Source organism: Gabonia massiliensis, from assembly GCF_001403595.1.
Classification (GTDB): domain Bacteria; phylum Bacteroidota; class Bacteroidia; order Bacteroidales; family Coprobacteraceae; genus Coprobacter; species Coprobacter secundus.
Genome location: NZ_LN877935.1, coordinates 36,387 through 52,020, shown reverse-complemented (window position 1 = coordinate 52,020; position 15,634 = coordinate 36,387). Strand labels below are relative to the sequence as shown.

Genomic DNA, 15,634 nt, shown 5'->3' with positions numbered 1-15,634 from the left:
TAGGGGTATATAGTGTATGTATTTTTATCTCTCCTGATGAACTAAGAAAATTAATTTACATTTTTTACAAGCGTCTCAAACGCTTTATTCATCGGTGTTTGAGCTTGTAAAAAAGTTTTTGAAAAATTTACAAGAAAATTTACAAACGGGATATTTTTGTAAAAAGTGTAAAAAATAAAATTCTTCATGAAATAAAAATTTACAAGGTTAATTATTTGATTTTCTTTTATTTATATCTGTTTGTAAAAAATGTAAATTTTGTAAATAAAAAAAATTGATAGAAAAATTACTTTTTAAATATTAGCCTTATTATTATTACCTCTACTACTCCGACAAATACAAGAAAAAGGATAAAAAAAATTTTTGTATTCGATTTTTCAACTACCGGTAAGGCAACTTCATTTTTTATTATTGTATCTTTTACCGGAATATATACTGTATCTATTAATGTCTTTACGCGATAGTTTAATTTTCCGTTGTTGAATGTTACATCAGATTTAAACCTTTTTGTTTTTTCCTCTGATAACTCCTTTAATATAACTTCGTTCCGTTCGTTGCATTCAAACAAAGCAACCAATAAAGAGGAATCCTCCGGCAGCTGTACCGGTATAACTCGTTCTTTAATGATAGTATCATTTTTCAACGTGATATATTTTGTCTGTTTGCATCCGATCAGAAGTAACGCAAAGAGTAGGAATAATAATCTTTTCATTTTCTCTCAATCTTTAATTTTAATTCTTTTACCTGTTGCAATAATTTTTGATTGTCAGAACGAAGTTTGTTTAGCTCAAGTTTCATTGTTTCCTGATTATTTAGAAGGTTAATATTTTCACTTTGTAAGGCTAATACCTTTTCGAGTAGTTTTTTATTTTCATCTACAAGTCTATTAATAGAGTCTTGCAAGTCGTTTAAAAAATCATTTTTGCTTTTTTTTCGATTAGCTAACCAGGTAATTACACTTCCTAAAAATGCTGGCGGCAATGAGTACATTAAAATGTTTGTTATTCTTTCCATATTTCTAATTTGGTTTGAAGTTTGTTTATTCTCTCTACTTTATAATCATATATCATTTTATCTACTATTTTTTCCTGTACTTTCGCATCCCGTAATGAAGCTTTGTTTTTATTTTGAAAATACCAGTTCTGTAATTTTCGCATTTCGTCTACTTCTTTTATAAATTCGTCAAGTGTCATAGTTATATGTTTTTTATTAGTTAAGTTTTACATATTTGCCTTCTAAAGAACAATTTCTTAATATGTCGTCATTATTTTTGCCAAAGGCAATTAGTATACTCCCGCATCCTGGATTTCCTCCCTGGGATCCATTAGGTCTAAAAAATTTTATTCTGCTCTTTAAAAAGAATATCGAAACGGCTTTTTTGAATATAATATCATGAAACATTTTATTATCACAACGGTTAAATAGTAATGCGATTCCGTTATTATGTTCTGACATTCTTTTAATAAATTGTTCTACTAATGGTCTGGAGTAAGGAGGATTAAGCCACACACGCCCGAACCATTTTTTTTGTAGTCCATCATCATTTTTATTATACATTGTCTTTGCTGTTTGCCACAAAGGGAAAATCGGTGCACAAGGATCCAAATCGAATTCTCCCAAAGATTCTATTATGTATAAAGGTGTATACCATTCGTCTGTACTGTTTTGATTGTCTCTTTTCATATAGTACCCTCCATATTATCGATTTCTAAAACGACATAAAATTTATACCTTTTATTTTTGATAAACTGATTGTATATTGAGATTAATATCTCCGGTATTGTTTCACATGCAAATGTTAGCCCGTCAGTAGATGTTGTATAATAATCTCCGTCTCTTTTCTTTATTCTTATTATTCTCATTCTGTTAAAAGTTTTATATTGTTTATTTTATTGGTTAGACTTAATATTGTTTTGCTATTTCTCTATCTATAAAAAAGTGTATTCCGGTGGAACATTCATTCCATCTGCATTTATCAAAGTTTTTTACTTCAACTGTTTCACCCACCTTATATATAAAGTTTTTATCATAGTTAGAACATATTTCTGTTATATCTGCGACACTACCATCCAGATTTTGTATTTCCAATACCTCCGCCTTTGAACATCTACATTTTAGAGATGTTGATGAACTTCTCTCTGCATCCTCACATATTTTTAATTTAACGATATATCCACAGCATTTTTTCCACCCTATAAAACTTCCCTCTATTGGACATTGTAATGACAAGAAAGATGTATATTCTGAATAATCAGCGTCAGCCAAATTAGTGCCTCTCAAATTAGTGCCTCTCAAATTAGCGCCTGCCAAATTAGCGCCTCTTAAATTAGCGTCTCTCAAATAAGCGTTTATCAAATTAGCGCCTCTCAAATCAGTGCCTCTCAAATCAGCGCCTACCAAATTAGCGCATCTCAAATAAGCGTTTATCAAATTAGCGCCTCTCAAATCAGCATCTCCCAAATTAACGCCTCTCAAATAAGCGTCAGCCAAATCAGCGCCTCTCAAATTAGCGCCTGCCAAATTAGCGCCTGCCAAATAAGCGCCTCTCAAATAAGCGCCTCTCAAATAAGCGTCTTCTAATGTATCTTTAATTGTGTTGTTCTCTTTCTCAAAAGAAAATAGTACATTCCCAAAAATTGATTTTATTTCTATTTTAGTTTTCATTCTTAATATATTTATTGGTTAGTATCTTCTTTTACAAAATCTTCCCTATGAAATTCGTAGGGAGTGCCTGGTTTACTTCCGTAAATTTCTGCAACAAATTCCCCGCATTCATTTAGTTTTAAGTGCCATAAGTCGTACCTGCCATACGGACAAGGAACCATATTTAACTCATATTTCAAGTAGTCGGCAACGTCTGATTTAGATATACGAAAAGAACCTTCAGAACTAATTTCACGCGCCAAATCCACAGGGGCAAATTTTAATATTTGAGCATCGTATTTTATGAAACAGTCGGTAATATATTGTCTAATCTCTTTATGTACTTTATTCATCGTACGCTCCTGCACTTTCTTTAATATCTCTGTTTCATAAATCTTTGTATCAAAAGAAAAGCGAGATTTGCCGGTTTCATAAAACAATTTTCTATGCGAAAGAAAGTGTAAAAAGTGCCCTACCTCTTTTTCGAGCTTCTGTAATATTTTGGGATCATCAAACGGCAAAGTAGGAACTTTGATAACCGCAAACCTGTTTTCTCCTTCATCTATTTGCATGAAATTATTTTCATCATTCGAACACAAAATAAGGTGCATAAAATTGTCTATTTCGTTCGCGTCCTTTCCTTTCCCTTCCAGCCATTGCGTTTGACCCGTGGAGTAATTTTTTATGCGCTCTTTCATTAATTTCTGCTCGATAGGAATAAAACCTTCATCCAGGGCAACAACTAATTTATGTACGAAATGAGAAGTAAATTTGCCGGTGAAACGTTCATTATCTAATATTGCCGTATTCTCTTGAAATATCAGCCGCATAAATTGCAAAAATGTGGATTTACCCGTATTACGTTCTTTTGAAACAAAACAAAGAACCGGTAATTTTTGAGTAGGATTAAAAAAGGTAATTTGAATGTAATCTAATCCGAATTCGTATAGACTATCTCCAGCCGTATTTTTCGCTGAAAAAATGTGCCTTAAAAATTGCTTGATAGTAGGGAAATCCCCTGGCGTTATCGTGTGATTCAGTTCGTTATATAAGTTATAAGAATAGGTTGTTATGCCTTCATGTACGTATTGGATAATACGTCTATAATCTTTTGTGTTGCAGGGTAAATTTACAAACTGGTCATACTTCGGAATCATTCCGATAAATTTTTTATTGTCTCCAAAATCCCGGTTAATTTCACCAATCGACCAGGGACGCAATACCATTATTGGAGTTTGGTGTTTGCTTTCTTTATGTAAGTTGATTTTCCATACTTTTTTATAAAAGTCACATCCGACACGAATATATAATTTGGCCTGCTGGTAAAATGTCTTTGTCAGCTTTTCACCGTCAAAGTAATAATTACTGCCCTGGTAGTTAAATTCCTTGTCTTGTATGATGTGTTTGTACGTTTCGTAAAATTCCGAAGCTCCAGTAAGCGAAAAGTAACGCGAAAGTTTTCTATCCGATCCGGCAATAAGAGGAATAAATTTAACAAAAGACTTTTTACCGACAGACAAAGAAGTAAGCTCTTTTACGATTTTTTCTTTTCCTTCCTGGTTTTGTGAAAAAAGAAGATCATCAAGTCCCTTTGCCGTCTCGACAAATTTTTCATCGATATGCGCAAAATATAAATCACATGAATAAGCCTTCATGAGTTCCCGAAAAGCACAAATCGAGTTATAAAAATTTCGTAACCTTAAAGATAAATCTTCTTTTTCTTTATACTTGATTGAGAGACAATCAGCATCAAAAAGTAACACTACGTTATCAGGAGTTAAACGCTCCATGATTAAAGTTATGTAATAATCGATTTGATTATTTTCTTTATCCTTTATATTTTGTATTCCTCCGATACCTATAATGTTAAGTCCTGCAATATCCCCCGCAATAGCCTTTAGTTCACCTTCGACAATAAATAAAGTATCTATCTTTTCGGCTTTTTTGTATGCTTCTACTATTCCAGGAGTCATATACGTATATACCCCCGTCCGTGGTGGCTGGCTGTAACGTTGTGTTTTCTCCTTACCTTCCGAATCTTTCCACGTGCGAGGAATCCGATAGCGTAAACGTTCGAACAATTTTGTTTTGTTTCCCTCCTGATACATAGCTGCATCACCGGAGGGATCACAATAAGGAATACTTAAAGCATCCGACTTTTCATTTATACCTATAATCTGCACACTTTGCGGCCGGCCTTCAAAAGAGATAATACGTTTATTTGTCTCTTTTGTTAGCCCGACTTCCTTAATGCGTTTATTATAATATTCTTGTAATGCCGTTATCATACCTCAAATACGTTTTTATTTGCGATATCGTTAACCACAGGTTTTGCCAGTTCGGGAACCGGAGTTCTACCGGCCAACCAGTTCCGCCAGACATAAGGCGTTATTTTGCAGCGAGTAATAATTTCATCCCTTTTTTGATTAACTTCTGAATAAGGTAGGGAGTAGACCCATTCCCGTAACGCATTTTTCTTTTCCATTTTTGATACTCTTTTAAAGTATTTTTACTAATATTGTGTATGATTGCACACACAAAGTAAACAAAATGAAAATAAATATCCAAATAATTCACATAATAATTTCCAAATAAATTACGCTTTTTATGAAACATATTGGTAATGAGATAGATAAAATTATAAGGAATAATCCTTCTTTAAAAACAAAAGATGTTGCGGAATTGGTGGGCATAAGTAGGGAATATATGTCTAATATTAAAAAAAAGTCTTCGATTGATTGCGAATTATTAGATAAGATTGCTAAAGTTTTGAATGTACCAGTAAGTTACTTTTTTGATGAAACCACTTATAGTACAGTAATTGGAAATCAAAACCAAATTAACAATGGTGTTGGAGACCAGATATTTATGTCTGCGGAACAAAGAGAAATTGAAAATTTGAAAGAGCTTCTAAAAGAAAAAGAGCGATTTATACAGCATTTATTAAACCAAAATAAATAGTCTATGAAAGATAATATTTTATATTTTGTATGTGGAGTATCAGTTACTTTATGTATTTGTTTGTTTATATACATATTTGTTTTAAGAGATTCTTCTAATAAACCCAAAGAATTACAGAATATAGATAATGTACAAATAATAAATAATAAAGATAAATCTATTAGAAATTGTGAAGCTAAAGGAATATTTTATTTGACGGTAAAAAATAATAGAAATTATCCATATTATGTATATGTAAATAATGATCTTATATGTGAAGTTGAACGGAATTCAGAATCAAATAAAATTGAGGTAAAAGCAGGATTTGCTAAAGTAGAACTTAAGCAGGCTTCTGGTTATCTTTTAGAGCCAAGAATATTTACCAGAGAATATAAGAATGTTAAACCCTGTGAATATGTAGTTTTTAATTTACATTATTAATTAATATGTTATGAAAAAAAATATTTTATTTTTTGTGTTGGGGGTATTATTTATGGTTCTTGTTTCAGCGACTATTAATTATGTCCCTAATAAATCTACCGGAGAAGTTAATCGGGAAAGAGGTATTTACACTTTCATGGATTGTAATCCTGTTTTGCCTTATGAAACATTAGGAGAAGTAAAAGGGAGATGGCATGATATGGGATATAGAGAGGTTAAAGAATCGTTAGTAATTAATACGAAAAAAAAATATCCCGATGCAGATGCAGTGATTATATATCATGTTCCTGGAGGTATTGATAGGGGAGAGGCAATAAAATTTAAAGAATAATACCGGGAGAAATACGGGAGAAATGTATAAAAATATACATATATTGAATATTGAAAATCGGTCATTTATAAAACATAAATCAGTACAAAGGGTTCTTCTCACCCCGACAGATTACAGCCTAACTATTTAGTTAATAAATAGTTAGGCTGTGTTAGTTTATATATGCCGGCAGAGGTACGGCAGAGAGAGATAAAATAGGATATCTAACGTTACATTTTTTGCTACTTGCGAAGAATGTAAAAAAATGTTGTCAAAAAAGAAAGGCCAAACTGCGCTAAAAGAAATTATTGGTTATACTTATCCCAAATTATATGTTGGGAAACGGTGGTATATCGGTTTTTATGCATTCGATCCTGTTGCAGGTAAAATGCGCATCAAAACAATCAAAATTAATTTTATCGAGAAAGCAGCGGACAGAAGAAGATATGCCAATGAGCTGTGTAAACGAATATCCCGTAAACTAGATGAAGGATGGAATCCCTGGATAGAAGCTGAAAATTCTCGTGCATATCATACTTTTACAGAGGTATGCGAAAAATATCGTCGTTTTATTGAAAAAATGTTTGCCGATGGGAACTACCGGGAAGAAACATATATAGGTTATGCTTCTTACCTCCGGAATATGGTTAAATAGAATCAAGGTCGGAAAGTTCCGATTACTTACATATACCAGTTTGATAGGATGTTCGTATCAGAGTTTTTGGATTATGTTTATATTGACAGGGAAAATACAGCTCAAACTCGGGATAATTATCTGACTTTTCTACGAGTATTTTCTTCTTATTTGGTTCAGAACTCTTACTTGAAGGAACGTCTGACAGAAGGAATTTCTGTTTTGGGAAAGCGACTATATAGGAAATTGCAGATAGCAATTCTAGATGGAGATATAATTTGCTTATATGATTATTGAGATGAGGAAATTAGTTGCTGCTGTTTGTGGATATCTGATCATGATGGGCTTATAATTAATATATCAGGTTTTTATAATAATCAGTTACTTTTATGATATCTTGACCATATTTATAACATTGTCGAGGCAATCGATACGATATTTTGTTACATGTTTTTGGAGAAGGTTACTAAGTACTTATTATTACCATTGAAATATAGAGGACACATCGGTTTACGGTTGTTTAATAATGTTTCAAAATAAAAAAGTATGTCATAATGTTGTTATTTGATTGATGTTGACATGTAGAAGGAGAATGGAACGAATAATATAGAAACTTTCCAAGCCTTCTTCTGATTGAACACTGTTTTTTTAACGTGGTAATTTTATCTACCAACTATTTGACTGCATTTTTAGAATTTGTAATATCAGTATTAGGACGAAGAATTTTTTGTAAAAGAAAATTCCCATCGTATGGTTTTCGGAATTTAGTTATTTGTGAATTATGCTCTTTTATTTGAGGGCACATATTTAATCGTATTGAGATGGCTATGAATATGGGAAATACCGAGTGAAAGAGTATTTTGTAAATAAGTATCGATATATTAAGATTTCGGTAGTTTGTCAGATAAAGTTTTTCGAATGAAATATATTTTTTGCCTTACGGATGTAACGGAAATATTCATTTCCTTTGCAATTTCCTGATAATTGTGATTAGACAAATATAATCCTAGCACTAAACGATATTTTTCATTTAGTGACTCGGTTATGATTTTATTTACTAATTTTAGCCCGCAAAGTGGAGATAGTGGCACCTTATTGTGTGTTTCTGAAAAATATTCTTTCATAAACTTCAAATTCGGATCTTCAATCATCACTCTTTTACGATTTTTAGGAATGAACTTTATATCCCTATACAATGTTTTATCAATGGCTCTTAGCCGAAAGATCCAGACAACGCTTTGAAAAAGGCGTTCTAAACGATACTTGCGTAAATACAACAATAAAAAGTAATATTTTTTCACGGCTACTCAATTTAATATTAGTAATATAAAGTAGCCTCCGCCTATTTAGAGTTTGCAAAACATCAAAATAAAAATACATAAATAGAATGTATTCAAAGGCGGAGGCTCTTTTTTCCTCTTACCTAACATTTTATTTATGTATTTTTTGATTTTGTTTTGCGTTACAAACGTAAATAATTTATTTGGAATTTTCACAAAATCTCATGAAAAAATATGTTTTTAAATTAAAAATGGAATTATTATTTGGAGAGTAGTGCCCCAAAATGTGTTTTTTTAGTTTAAAAATGAATTTATTAGTATAAAGATAAGCTTTAAGGTTCAAGCGAAAGTTTTTTGCCTTTCTATGTCCTCTTCCTGAAGAGGCTAAAGTAAAACGATAACATAAATAACATTGTTTATTATATTGTTAAAGGTATATTTTGTGTATGATGTGTGCAAGATGTATATATATTATCATTTTCTGCAGTTTATCTTTAAAAAAGAACATGATTACAATGACAGGTCTGAACTGTTTCATTATTACACTAATTTTAAGAATTGTCTTTCTGAAAAATGGGAGTAAAGAACCTTGCCGTTTAGGAAATTTTTCTAAATCGATCATCATTACAAAGTTTCAATAGAACGGATGTAATATTTTATCCCTATTCTAATAATTATAATATAGTTTTGTCTTTCGTAGCAGGCATAGTGTTCAATGCCTTTCTCCTTTATTTTCCATGATTGTCCAAATTCTCTTTTCTTTATATCTAGTCCTTCTTTTTTTAACAGATTCAGGGTAACTATAATTAGTTGGTTATTATACTGCATTTGTTTCAACATGCGGGTAAATTTTTTCTCTATGGAAGAATAATGATTAAAAAAAACAATTATTTCTTTTAACTAAGGACATCAAATGATTTTCTTAGTAAAAGAATTTGTGTATAAAAAATAAAGATGTAATTTTGCAACTTTATTTCGGCAAGGTAGACAAGAGAAGTAAAAAGTTCTTCCACCTTCCGAAGGTAACCTGTATAATAAAAAAACAGATGTACGTAATTGTAGACATTCAAGGACAGCAATTTAAAGTTGAAGCCGGCAAAAAATTGTTTGTTCATCGTTTAGCAGCAGACCAAGGTGCTGCTGTTGAATTTGACAAGGTGTTGTTGATAGACAACGACGGAGATGTAAAAGTTGGAACCCCTCTTGTAGAAGGTGCTAAGGTTGTATGTGAAGTATTATCTCACCTTAAAGGAGAAAGAATTATCGTCTTCAAGAAAAAAAGAAGAAAAGGTTATCGTAAACGTAACGGTCATCGCCAAGCTTTTACGGAAGTGTTAGTTAAAGAGATTGTTGCTTAACCCTATTAAAACTTAAAGAAAATGGCACATAAGAAAGGTGTCGGTAGTTCAAAGAACGGCCGTGAATCAGAAAGTAAACGATTAGGTGTTAAAGTTTTTGGTGGACAAGTTGCTAAAGCTGGCAATATAATCGTTCGTCAAAGAGGGACAGTCCATCATCCAGGTGAAAATGTGGGTATGGGTAAAGATCATACTTTATTTGCTTTGGTGAATGGTGTTGTTGTTTTCCGCAGAAAAAAAGATAATCGTTCTTATGTTTCTGTAGAACCTCAGAACTAATCGGTTTGGTTTGTAGCGAGATAAAAGTAGAGATACTTTTATCTGATTACAATAAAGAAAAAGGTATGGGAAATATTTCCCATACCTTTTTCTTTATTGTTTTTGTAAGTTTAAAAAGAGTAGAGATTTGCTATTTGTGTACGATATAAAATAAGTAAATTCTGTTATATTTGTTGTAAATTAAAATGTAGATAAATTTAGTTATGATGTTAGGGAAAAGATATAAAATACTTTTTGTCTGTTTAGGAAATATTTGTCGTTCTCCAGCGGCAGAGGGTATTATGAAGGAGTTTATAAAAGTGTCTAAGTTAGGATATTTAATTGAAGTTGATTCAGCAGGGACTTATGGAGGTCATGCAGGAGATTTACCTGATTCTCGAATGAGAGCCCATGCTTTAAGGAGAGGGTATAATCTTACACATCGTTCACGGCAGATAAGAATTGATGATTTTGATGAATATGATATGATTATAGCTATGGATGATATGAATGTTGATGAATTACGGAGATTGGCTCCAGATGTGGAGTCGATGCGAAAAGTATATCTGATGACTGATTATTGTACTCGTCTGCAGGTTGACCATGTTCCTGATCCATATTATTCTGGGAGTGATGGCTTCGAGCAGGTTCTCGATATATTAGAAGATGCTTGTTCTGGATTGTTAAAACAATTAATTAAATAAATTGCTTTTGAATTAGGAATATATTTTTCTGTTAAAATAAGAAAGACTTATAGGTTATTTAATTTTTCTCGGTTTTTTTAATAGGGAAAAATGGATATTCTGCGACTTTTTTAAAAAGGTCTATAAGTTAAATTGTGGTATGATGAAAAATATATTCTTTTCATTTTTTATTTTATTTTGTCATTTTTTTTATACTTATGCATGTGAGCCAGTTGATTATGTAGATCCACTAATTGATTCACATAAGTCTCGTTGGTTTTATTTCCAGTCAGCTTGTCGTCCATTTGGAATGGTTAGCCTTAGTCCGGATACATGGGTTATCGGAACTTGGAATTCTGGATATCTGTATGATTCTACGGAAGTTAGATGTTTTAGTCACATACATGATTGGCAGTTAGCAGGAATCCCAATAATGCCAGTTGTTGGTAATATGAATGGACATCTGGGGTTTGAAAAAAATAAGTCATCGTTTTCGCATTCGTCTGAAATAGTAAAGCCTGGTTATCATAAATTATTTCTTAATCGATATGGAATTTCTGCAGAATTGACGTCAACAAACCGAGTAGGTTTTCATCGGTATGCGTATCCTGATAGTGTCAGTAAGGGCCATATTCTTTTTGACATAGGAGCATATTTAGCTCATGGTCCTATGGAAACAGCAGGATTTGAAGTTATTAATGACAAAGAGATACAAGGATATGTGGTTATGGCCCCGACAGAGCGGCGAAAGAAATCCTGTACCGTTTATTTTACAATTAAGTTTAACTTGCCTATATTATGTAGTGGAGGGTGGAAGAAACAAAAGATATCTGATAAAGACAAAATGTTGTATTTGAATACGAGAAAAATATCGGGAAAAGAATGTGGTGGATATGTAACATTTGATTTATCAAAAGAAAAAAGTGTATTGGTAAAAGTTGCAATTTCATATGTTAGTACTCAGCAAGCGGCTTTGAATATGAGAATGGAACTTGATCATTGGGATTTTGATAGAGTTGTGAAAGAATCGAGAGATGAATGGAATGAGAAATTGAGTGTGATAAAAATAAAAGGGGGAGTTGAAGAAGATAAAATAAAGTTTTATACGGATTTATGGCATTCCCTTTTGGGACGTCATACATTTAGTGATATAAATGGTAAGTATATAGATAATACAGGCTCTAAACTTTGTATTCGACAGTTGCCAGTAGATGCTCGAGGAGTATCATTCCGTAATCATTATAATTCTGATGCATTTTGGGGATCAGAATGGAATTTGAATATTTTATGGTCTATAGCTTATCCTCAAGTGTTAAATGATTTTAATGCTACACTTATAGATTTTTATAAAAATGGAGGAATGATTGCTCGTGGTCCAAGTGGAGGAAATTATACTTATGTTATGGTAGGAGATCAGGCTATACCAATGATTGCAGCTGCTTATAATAAAGGAATACGGAATTTTGATGTAGAGGCTGCTCTTGAGGGCTCATTGAAAAATGCAGAACCAGGTGGAATTCGTGACCATGCAGGATATGAAAGTTCTCCTAATAGATATGTAGAATATTATGATCGTTTGGGGTATGTTCCAGAAGGTGTGTTCCCTCCAGGTAATCATAGAGAAAGTGCGGCATTAACCTTATATTTTGCTTATGAGGATTGGTGTCTCTCCCAGTTTGCAAAATCTTTAGGACGTGAAGATATTTTTAAAAGATACTATAATCGTTCATTTAATTATCGTAATTTATTTGATTCATCAGTAGGATGGATACGTCCTAAATTAGAGAATGGAGAGTGGTATCACAATTTTACTCCAATAGAAAAAGGATTCAATGCAAAGGGCTTTGTTGAAGGTAATTCTGCAATTTTTACTTATTATGTACCCCATAATTTGCCAGATCTGATTGAACTTGTTGGAGGGAGAGAAGCCTTTCTTAAAAAATTATCTGAACAATTCGAAAGAGCATCGCTCAATCGTTGGATAACGGAACATGGTAAGCATGCAGAGAGTTGGGTCGATTATGAGAATCAGCCATCTTTACATATGGCTCATCTGTTTAGTCACGCTGGAGCTCCTTGGTTGACCCAATATTGGGTAAGGAAAATAAAGAAAGAAGTTTTTGGAGATATTTCTCCGTATGGTGGATATAATGGAGATGAAGATCAGGGACAATTTGGAGCATTAGGGGTTCTAATGGCTATTGGATTATTTGATATTCAGGGAGGGGCGTCTGTTGATCCGGTTTATGAGATAACGACTCCTCTATTTGAGGAAATTGTTATACAACTGGATAACCATTATTATAAGGGAAAAGAATTTAAAATTGTATCTCGTAATTTTTCATCTAAGAATATTTATATACAATCGGCTTTTCTGAATGGGGTTCCCCTTAATGAGGATTTTCGATTTTCTCATTGGGATTTAGCTAATGGTGGTACACTGGAATTAGTGTTAGGACCGTATCCTAATAAACGATGGGGAATAAAAGATGATAAATATTTTAAATAAAAAAATTTATGGGAGAAGTGTGGATGTTTAGGAGATATGCTCATTTTAATTGTGAGAAATGGTATATAATAATTATTTTATTTTTGATGTCGTCGAATTTGTATTCGTCAACAAGGGGTTTTGTATTAGCAGAGAAAGGAAAATGTACTACGAGATTGTTAGTAAATGAGAATGAAGCTTTGGTGGTACATACAGCTATTACCTTATTCCAAAAAGATGTAGAAACTGTTACAGGAAGTAGTATTTTGACAATTTCGGACCATGCCAGTAATATTAGAGGTAATTTGATTGTAGGAACTGTTGGACGGAATAATGCTATTGGTTATCTAGAGGAAAAAGGTGTGTTGGATTTATCGGAAATACGTAATAAATGGGAAGGTTTTCTTTTGAAAAAAATTGTATGGAAAGGAGCAGAAACGTTAGTTATTGTAGGGAGTGACAATCGTGGTACAGCATATGGTATTTTAGAACTTTCACGAATTATAGGGGTGTCTCCTTGGCACTATTTTGCAGATGTGCTATCAGAAAAACAGTCTTCTATTATACTGGGTAGAGTTGATACTGTTCAAATTCCGTCAGTGCAATATCGGGGAGTTTTTATAAATGATGAAGATTGGGGATTTATGCCATGGGCTACGGAAACTTGTGATTCTACATCAGAAAGAGGGGCTATTGGTCCGAAGGTTTATGAAAAGGTTTTTGAACTTTTATTACGATTGAGAGCGAATACGCTTTGGCCTGCTATGCATGAATGCACTATACCTTTTTATTTAGTGGAAGGTAACAAGGAAATGGCAGATAGATATGGAATTATTATTGGAACTTCGCATTGTGAACCAATGATGCGTTGTGCGTTAGGAGAATGGGATAGGAAGAAAAACGGAGCGTATAATTATCCTCAAAATAGAGAACGAGTCCTCCGTTTTTGGAAAGAAAGATTGGCCGAATTAAAAAATTCAGAAAATATATATACTATAGGGATGCGAGGTATTCATGATGATATGATGGAAGGGGTTAGAAATATTGAAGAATATAAATTTTATTTGAACAAAGTAATTGAAGATCAACGAAGATTGTTGAAAAATAATATTGATGAAAATGTGGGTGCAATTCCTCAAGTATTTATTCCATATAAAGAAGTTCTTGATGTGTATGATTATGGTCTGGAGGTTCCTGAAGATGTAACGTTGATATGGTGTGATGATAATTATGGTTATATAAGAAGATTAAGTAATAAGAAAGAGCAAGAGAGAATTGGCGGTTCTGGTGTTTATTATCATGTATCATATTGGGGACGTCCTCATGATTATTTGTGGCTGACTTCAACGTCTCCAGGACAAATTTATTCGGAGATGAGACGTGCGTATGATTATAATGCCCGTAAAATATGGATATTAAATGTCGGGGATTTTAAAGCTGCAGAATATCTTTCAGAATTCTTTTTAGATTTGGCATGGAATATAAACGTTGTTGATGAATCTACGGTTTTTCAGCATATGTTGGGGTGGAATAAGAAAACTTTTGGACAGGAAGTAGCTGGACAGATAACAGATATAATGAAAAAGTATTATCATTTAGGAGCTATCCGGAAACCGGAACATATGGGATGGAATAGGGTAGAAGAAGGTGTATATCCAGGTTTAACTCCAGTTATTGATACTGAATATAATCCATTTTTTAGAGAAGAATTGTCTGCTCGTCTGTCGGAATATGTTAGACTTCAAAAAAAAGCAGAATTTACAGCCTCGAAAATTAAAGAAAATCGAAAAGATGCATATTTTGAAATGGTTTTGTACCCAGTGTCAGCGGCTGCACAGATGAATCAGAAATTGTTGAATGCACAGTTAGCGAGATATTATAATAGATGTGATACAGCATTATCAGGTATTTATGCTCAGCTGAGTTTACAGGCTTATCACAATATTGAAAAACTTACAGAACATTATAATAAAGGCATAGCAAAAGGGAAGTGGAATAAAATGATGAATATGGCACCACGGAATATACCTGTATTTCAGGCACCAGTATTCAACTTTTATGATTCAATAAAAGTTGTAAATAATGTAGATAAGAATAACGCTGATTATTGGGTTTGGGCAGTGAATGCAATAAAAGGTGTATTTGATGATACAGAAGTGACGGTTTTGCCTGGAGTTGGTCATAGTTTTGAATCGATCCAAATGGAGGAAAACTCTGTTGTTCGATATTCTTTTTTCTTAGATAAAATAGGAAAAGGATTTATAAAGATTGCGACATTACCTAATCATGATATAAATGGAGAAGGACTTAAAATTGCAGTTTACGTGAATGGTAGGTATGTTGATACTGTTGATTATAGTGTGAGAGGAAGAAGTGAAAAATGGAAACAAAATGTATTAAGAAATCAGGTTATTTCAGCAATAGAATATGAATTTAAGGAGTTAGGAAATGTGGAAATATCAATTTGTTCATTAACTCCAAATATAGTTTTGGACCAAATTATGGTTGGAATTGGTGATGTCCCTGATTTTTATGAATTCCCTGTAAGATGAAATGTTTAAGAATAAAAGTTACAAAAAATAAGAGTTGAGTAAGGGTT

18 protein-coding genes are annotated in these 15,634 nt (G+C 32.7%); 9 read left to right on the top strand and 9 right to left on the bottom strand.

Going from position 1 to position 15,634, the window contains the following annotated elements:
* Nucleotides 1-286 precede the first annotated feature (286 nt).
* The 8 genes from BN2628_RS00515 to BN2628_RS00480 are packed head-to-tail and all read right to left on the bottom strand — an operon-like array spanning nucleotide 287 to nucleotide 5,128.
* Nucleotides 287-712 carry a hypothetical protein gene (locus BN2628_RS00515; RefSeq protein WP_055095574.1) on the bottom strand — a complete coding sequence of 142 codons (426 nt, stop codon included), beginning with the start codon at nucleotides 710-712 and terminating at the stop codon, nucleotides 287-289.
* Nucleotides 709-1,014 (bottom strand): hypothetical protein, encoded by a 306-nt coding sequence (locus tag BN2628_RS00510; protein ID WP_055095572.1) that lies wholly within the window; start codon nucleotides 1,012-1,014, stop codon nucleotides 709-711. Before BN2628_RS00510 ends, BN2628_RS00515 begins: the two co-directional genes overlap by 4 nt.
* Complete coding sequence (locus BN2628_RS00505; RefSeq protein ID WP_055095570.1) at nucleotides 1,002-1,193, bottom strand: hypothetical protein; 192 nt, start codon at nucleotides 1,191-1,193, stop codon at nucleotides 1,002-1,004. The genes BN2628_RS00510 and BN2628_RS00505 overlap by 13 nt, the downstream gene beginning before the upstream one ends.
* 16 nt (nucleotides 1,194-1,209) lie before the next feature.
* Nucleotides 1,210-1,683, bottom strand: coding sequence for a DNA N-6-adenine-methyltransferase (locus BN2628_RS00500; protein ID WP_055095568.1), 474 nt, complete (start codon nucleotides 1,681-1,683; stop codon nucleotides 1,210-1,212).
* Nucleotides 1,680-1,862 (bottom strand): hypothetical protein, encoded by a 183-nt coding sequence (locus tag BN2628_RS00495; protein WP_055095566.1) that lies wholly within the window; start codon nucleotides 1,860-1,862, stop codon nucleotides 1,680-1,682. Before BN2628_RS00495 ends, BN2628_RS00500 begins: the two co-directional genes overlap by 4 nt.
* Nucleotides 1,863-1,902: 40 nt before the next feature.
* Nucleotides 1,903-2,664 carry a pentapeptide repeat-containing protein gene (locus BN2628_RS00490; protein ID WP_055095564.1) on the bottom strand — a complete coding sequence of 254 codons (762 nt, stop codon included), beginning with the start codon at nucleotides 2,662-2,664 and terminating at the stop codon, nucleotides 1,903-1,905.
* A gap of 11 nt (nucleotides 2,665-2,675) precedes the next feature.
* Nucleotides 2,676-4,931, bottom strand: a complete 2,256-nt coding sequence (locus BN2628_RS00485; RefSeq protein ID WP_055095562.1) for a primase-helicase family protein — start codon at nucleotides 4,929-4,931, stop codon at nucleotides 2,676-2,678.
* A complete protein-coding gene (locus BN2628_RS00480) occupies nucleotides 4,928-5,128 on the bottom strand; it encodes a hypothetical protein (protein WP_055095560.1) in 201 nt (66 codons plus the stop codon). Before BN2628_RS00480 ends, BN2628_RS00485 begins: the two co-directional genes overlap by 4 nt.
* Before the next feature lie 122 nt (nucleotides 5,129-5,250).
* Here BN2628_RS00480 and BN2628_RS00475 point away from each other — a divergent pair, with 122 nt between their 5' ends.
* The 4 genes from BN2628_RS00475 to BN2628_RS00460 all read left to right on the top strand — a co-directional run bounded on the left by BN2628_RS00475 (nucleotide 5,251) and on the right by BN2628_RS00460 (nucleotide 6,989).
* Nucleotides 5,251-5,604, top strand: coding sequence for a helix-turn-helix domain-containing protein (locus BN2628_RS00475; RefSeq protein ID WP_055095558.1), 354 nt, complete (start codon nucleotides 5,251-5,253; stop codon nucleotides 5,602-5,604).
* A gap of 3 nt (nucleotides 5,605-5,607) precedes the next feature.
* Nucleotides 5,608-6,024, top strand: coding sequence for a hypothetical protein (locus BN2628_RS00470; protein WP_055095556.1), 417 nt, complete (start codon nucleotides 5,608-5,610; stop codon nucleotides 6,022-6,024).
* A gap of 10 nt (nucleotides 6,025-6,034) precedes the next feature.
* The gene (locus BN2628_RS00465; RefSeq protein WP_055095554.1) at nucleotides 6,035-6,355 is read left to right on the top strand and encodes a hypothetical protein; all 321 of its coding nucleotides are present in this window, start codon (nucleotides 6,035-6,037) and stop codon (nucleotides 6,353-6,355) included.
* A gap of 244 nt (nucleotides 6,356-6,599) precedes the next feature.
* The gene (locus BN2628_RS00460; RefSeq protein WP_055095552.1) at nucleotides 6,600-6,989 is read left to right on the top strand and encodes a hypothetical protein; all 390 of its coding nucleotides are present in this window, start codon (nucleotides 6,600-6,602) and stop codon (nucleotides 6,987-6,989) included.
* 860 nt (nucleotides 6,990-7,849) lie between these two features.
* On the opposite strand, the gene BN2628_RS17730 is transcribed toward BN2628_RS00460, so the two are convergent.
* Nucleotides 7,850-8,092 (bottom strand): RNA polymerase sigma factor, encoded by a 243-nt coding sequence (locus BN2628_RS17730; RefSeq protein WP_407065487.1) that lies wholly within the window; start codon nucleotides 8,090-8,092, stop codon nucleotides 7,850-7,852.
* A gap of 1,202 nt (nucleotides 8,093-9,294) precedes the next feature.
* Between BN2628_RS17730 and rplU the strand changes: the two genes are divergently transcribed.
* The 5 genes from rplU (at nucleotide 9,295) to BN2628_RS00415 (ending at nucleotide 15,587) form a co-directional block, all read left to right on the top strand.
* Nucleotides 9,295-9,606 (top strand): 50S ribosomal protein L21, encoded by a 312-nt coding sequence (gene rplU, locus BN2628_RS00435; RefSeq protein ID WP_044230772.1) that lies wholly within the window; start codon nucleotides 9,295-9,297, stop codon nucleotides 9,604-9,606.
* 21 nt (nucleotides 9,607-9,627) lie between these two features.
* A complete protein-coding gene (gene rpmA, locus BN2628_RS00430; RefSeq protein WP_021929890.1) occupies nucleotides 9,628-9,885 on the top strand; it encodes a 50S ribosomal protein L27 in 258 nt (85 codons plus the stop codon).
* 203 nt (nucleotides 9,886-10,088) lie between these two features.
* On the top strand, nucleotides 10,089-10,568 hold the full coding sequence (locus tag BN2628_RS00425) for a low molecular weight protein-tyrosine-phosphatase (protein WP_257606328.1): 480 nt from the start codon (nucleotides 10,089-10,091) through the stop codon (nucleotides 10,566-10,568).
* 139 nt (nucleotides 10,569-10,707) lie between these two features.
* Nucleotides 10,708-13,056, top strand: a complete 2,349-nt coding sequence (locus tag BN2628_RS00420; protein ID WP_044230754.1) for a GH92 family glycosyl hydrolase — start codon at nucleotides 10,708-10,710, stop codon at nucleotides 13,054-13,056.
* Nucleotides 13,057-13,064: 8 nt separating this feature from the next.
* Nucleotides 13,065-15,587 carry a glycosyl hydrolase 115 family protein gene (locus BN2628_RS00415; RefSeq protein ID WP_055095548.1) on the top strand — a complete coding sequence of 841 codons (2,523 nt, stop codon included), beginning with the start codon at nucleotides 13,065-13,067 and terminating at the stop codon, nucleotides 15,585-15,587.
* Nucleotides 15,588-15,634: the final 47 nt, after the last annotated feature.

Excerpts from the sequence above, each read along its gene's own strand:
- BN2628_RS00515 (WP_055095574.1), bottom strand. The coding sequence starts at position 712 with ATGAAAAGATTATTATTCCTACTCTTTGCGTTACTTCTGATCGGATGC.
- BN2628_RS00510 (WP_055095572.1), bottom strand. The coding sequence starts at position 1,014 with ATGGAAAGAATAACAAACATTTTAATGTACTCATTGCCGCCAGCATTT.
- BN2628_RS00505 (WP_055095570.1), bottom strand. The coding sequence starts at position 1,193 with ATGACACTTGACGAATTTATAAAAGAAGTAGACGAAATGCGAAAATTA.
- BN2628_RS00500 (WP_055095568.1), bottom strand. The coding sequence starts at position 1,683 with ATGAAAAGAGACAATCAAAACAGTACAGACGAATGGTATACACCTTTA.
- BN2628_RS00495 (WP_055095566.1), bottom strand. The coding sequence starts at position 1,862 with ATGAGAATAATAAGAATAAAGAAAAGAGACGGAGATTATTATACAACA.
- BN2628_RS00490 (WP_055095564.1), bottom strand. The coding sequence starts at position 2,664 with ATGAAAACTAAAATAGAAATAAAATCAATTTTTGGGAATGTACTATTT.
- BN2628_RS00485 (WP_055095562.1), bottom strand. The coding sequence starts at position 4,931 with ATGATAACGGCATTACAAGAATATTATAATAAACGCATTAAGGAAGTC.
- BN2628_RS00480 (WP_055095560.1), bottom strand. The coding sequence starts at position 5,128 with ATGGAAAAGAAAAATGCGTTACGGGAATGGGTCTACTCCCTACCTTAT.
- BN2628_RS00475 (WP_055095558.1), top strand. The coding sequence starts at position 5,251 with ATGAAACATATTGGTAATGAGATAGATAAAATTATAAGGAATAATCCT.
- BN2628_RS00470 (WP_055095556.1), top strand. The coding sequence starts at position 5,608 with ATGAAAGATAATATTTTATATTTTGTATGTGGAGTATCAGTTACTTTA.
- BN2628_RS00465 (WP_055095554.1), top strand. The coding sequence starts at position 6,035 with ATGAAAAAAAATATTTTATTTTTTGTGTTGGGGGTATTATTTATGGTT.
- BN2628_RS00460 (WP_055095552.1), top strand. The coding sequence starts at position 6,600 with ATGTTGTCAAAAAAGAAAGGCCAAACTGCGCTAAAAGAAATTATTGGT.
- BN2628_RS17730 (WP_407065487.1), bottom strand. The coding sequence starts at position 8,092 with ATGAAAGAATATTTTTCAGAAACACACAATAAGGTGCCACTATCTCCA.
- rplU (WP_044230772.1), top strand. The coding sequence starts at position 9,295 with ATGTACGTAATTGTAGACATTCAAGGACAGCAATTTAAAGTTGAAGCC.
- rpmA (WP_021929890.1), top strand. The coding sequence starts at position 9,628 with ATGGCACATAAGAAAGGTGTCGGTAGTTCAAAGAACGGCCGTGAATCA.
- BN2628_RS00425 (WP_257606328.1), top strand. The coding sequence starts at position 10,089 with ATGATGTTAGGGAAAAGATATAAAATACTTTTTGTCTGTTTAGGAAAT.
- BN2628_RS00420 (WP_044230754.1), top strand. The coding sequence starts at position 10,708 with ATGATGAAAAATATATTCTTTTCATTTTTTATTTTATTTTGTCATTTT.
- BN2628_RS00415 (WP_055095548.1), top strand. The coding sequence starts at position 13,065 with ATGGGAGAAGTGTGGATGTTTAGGAGATATGCTCATTTTAATTGTGAG.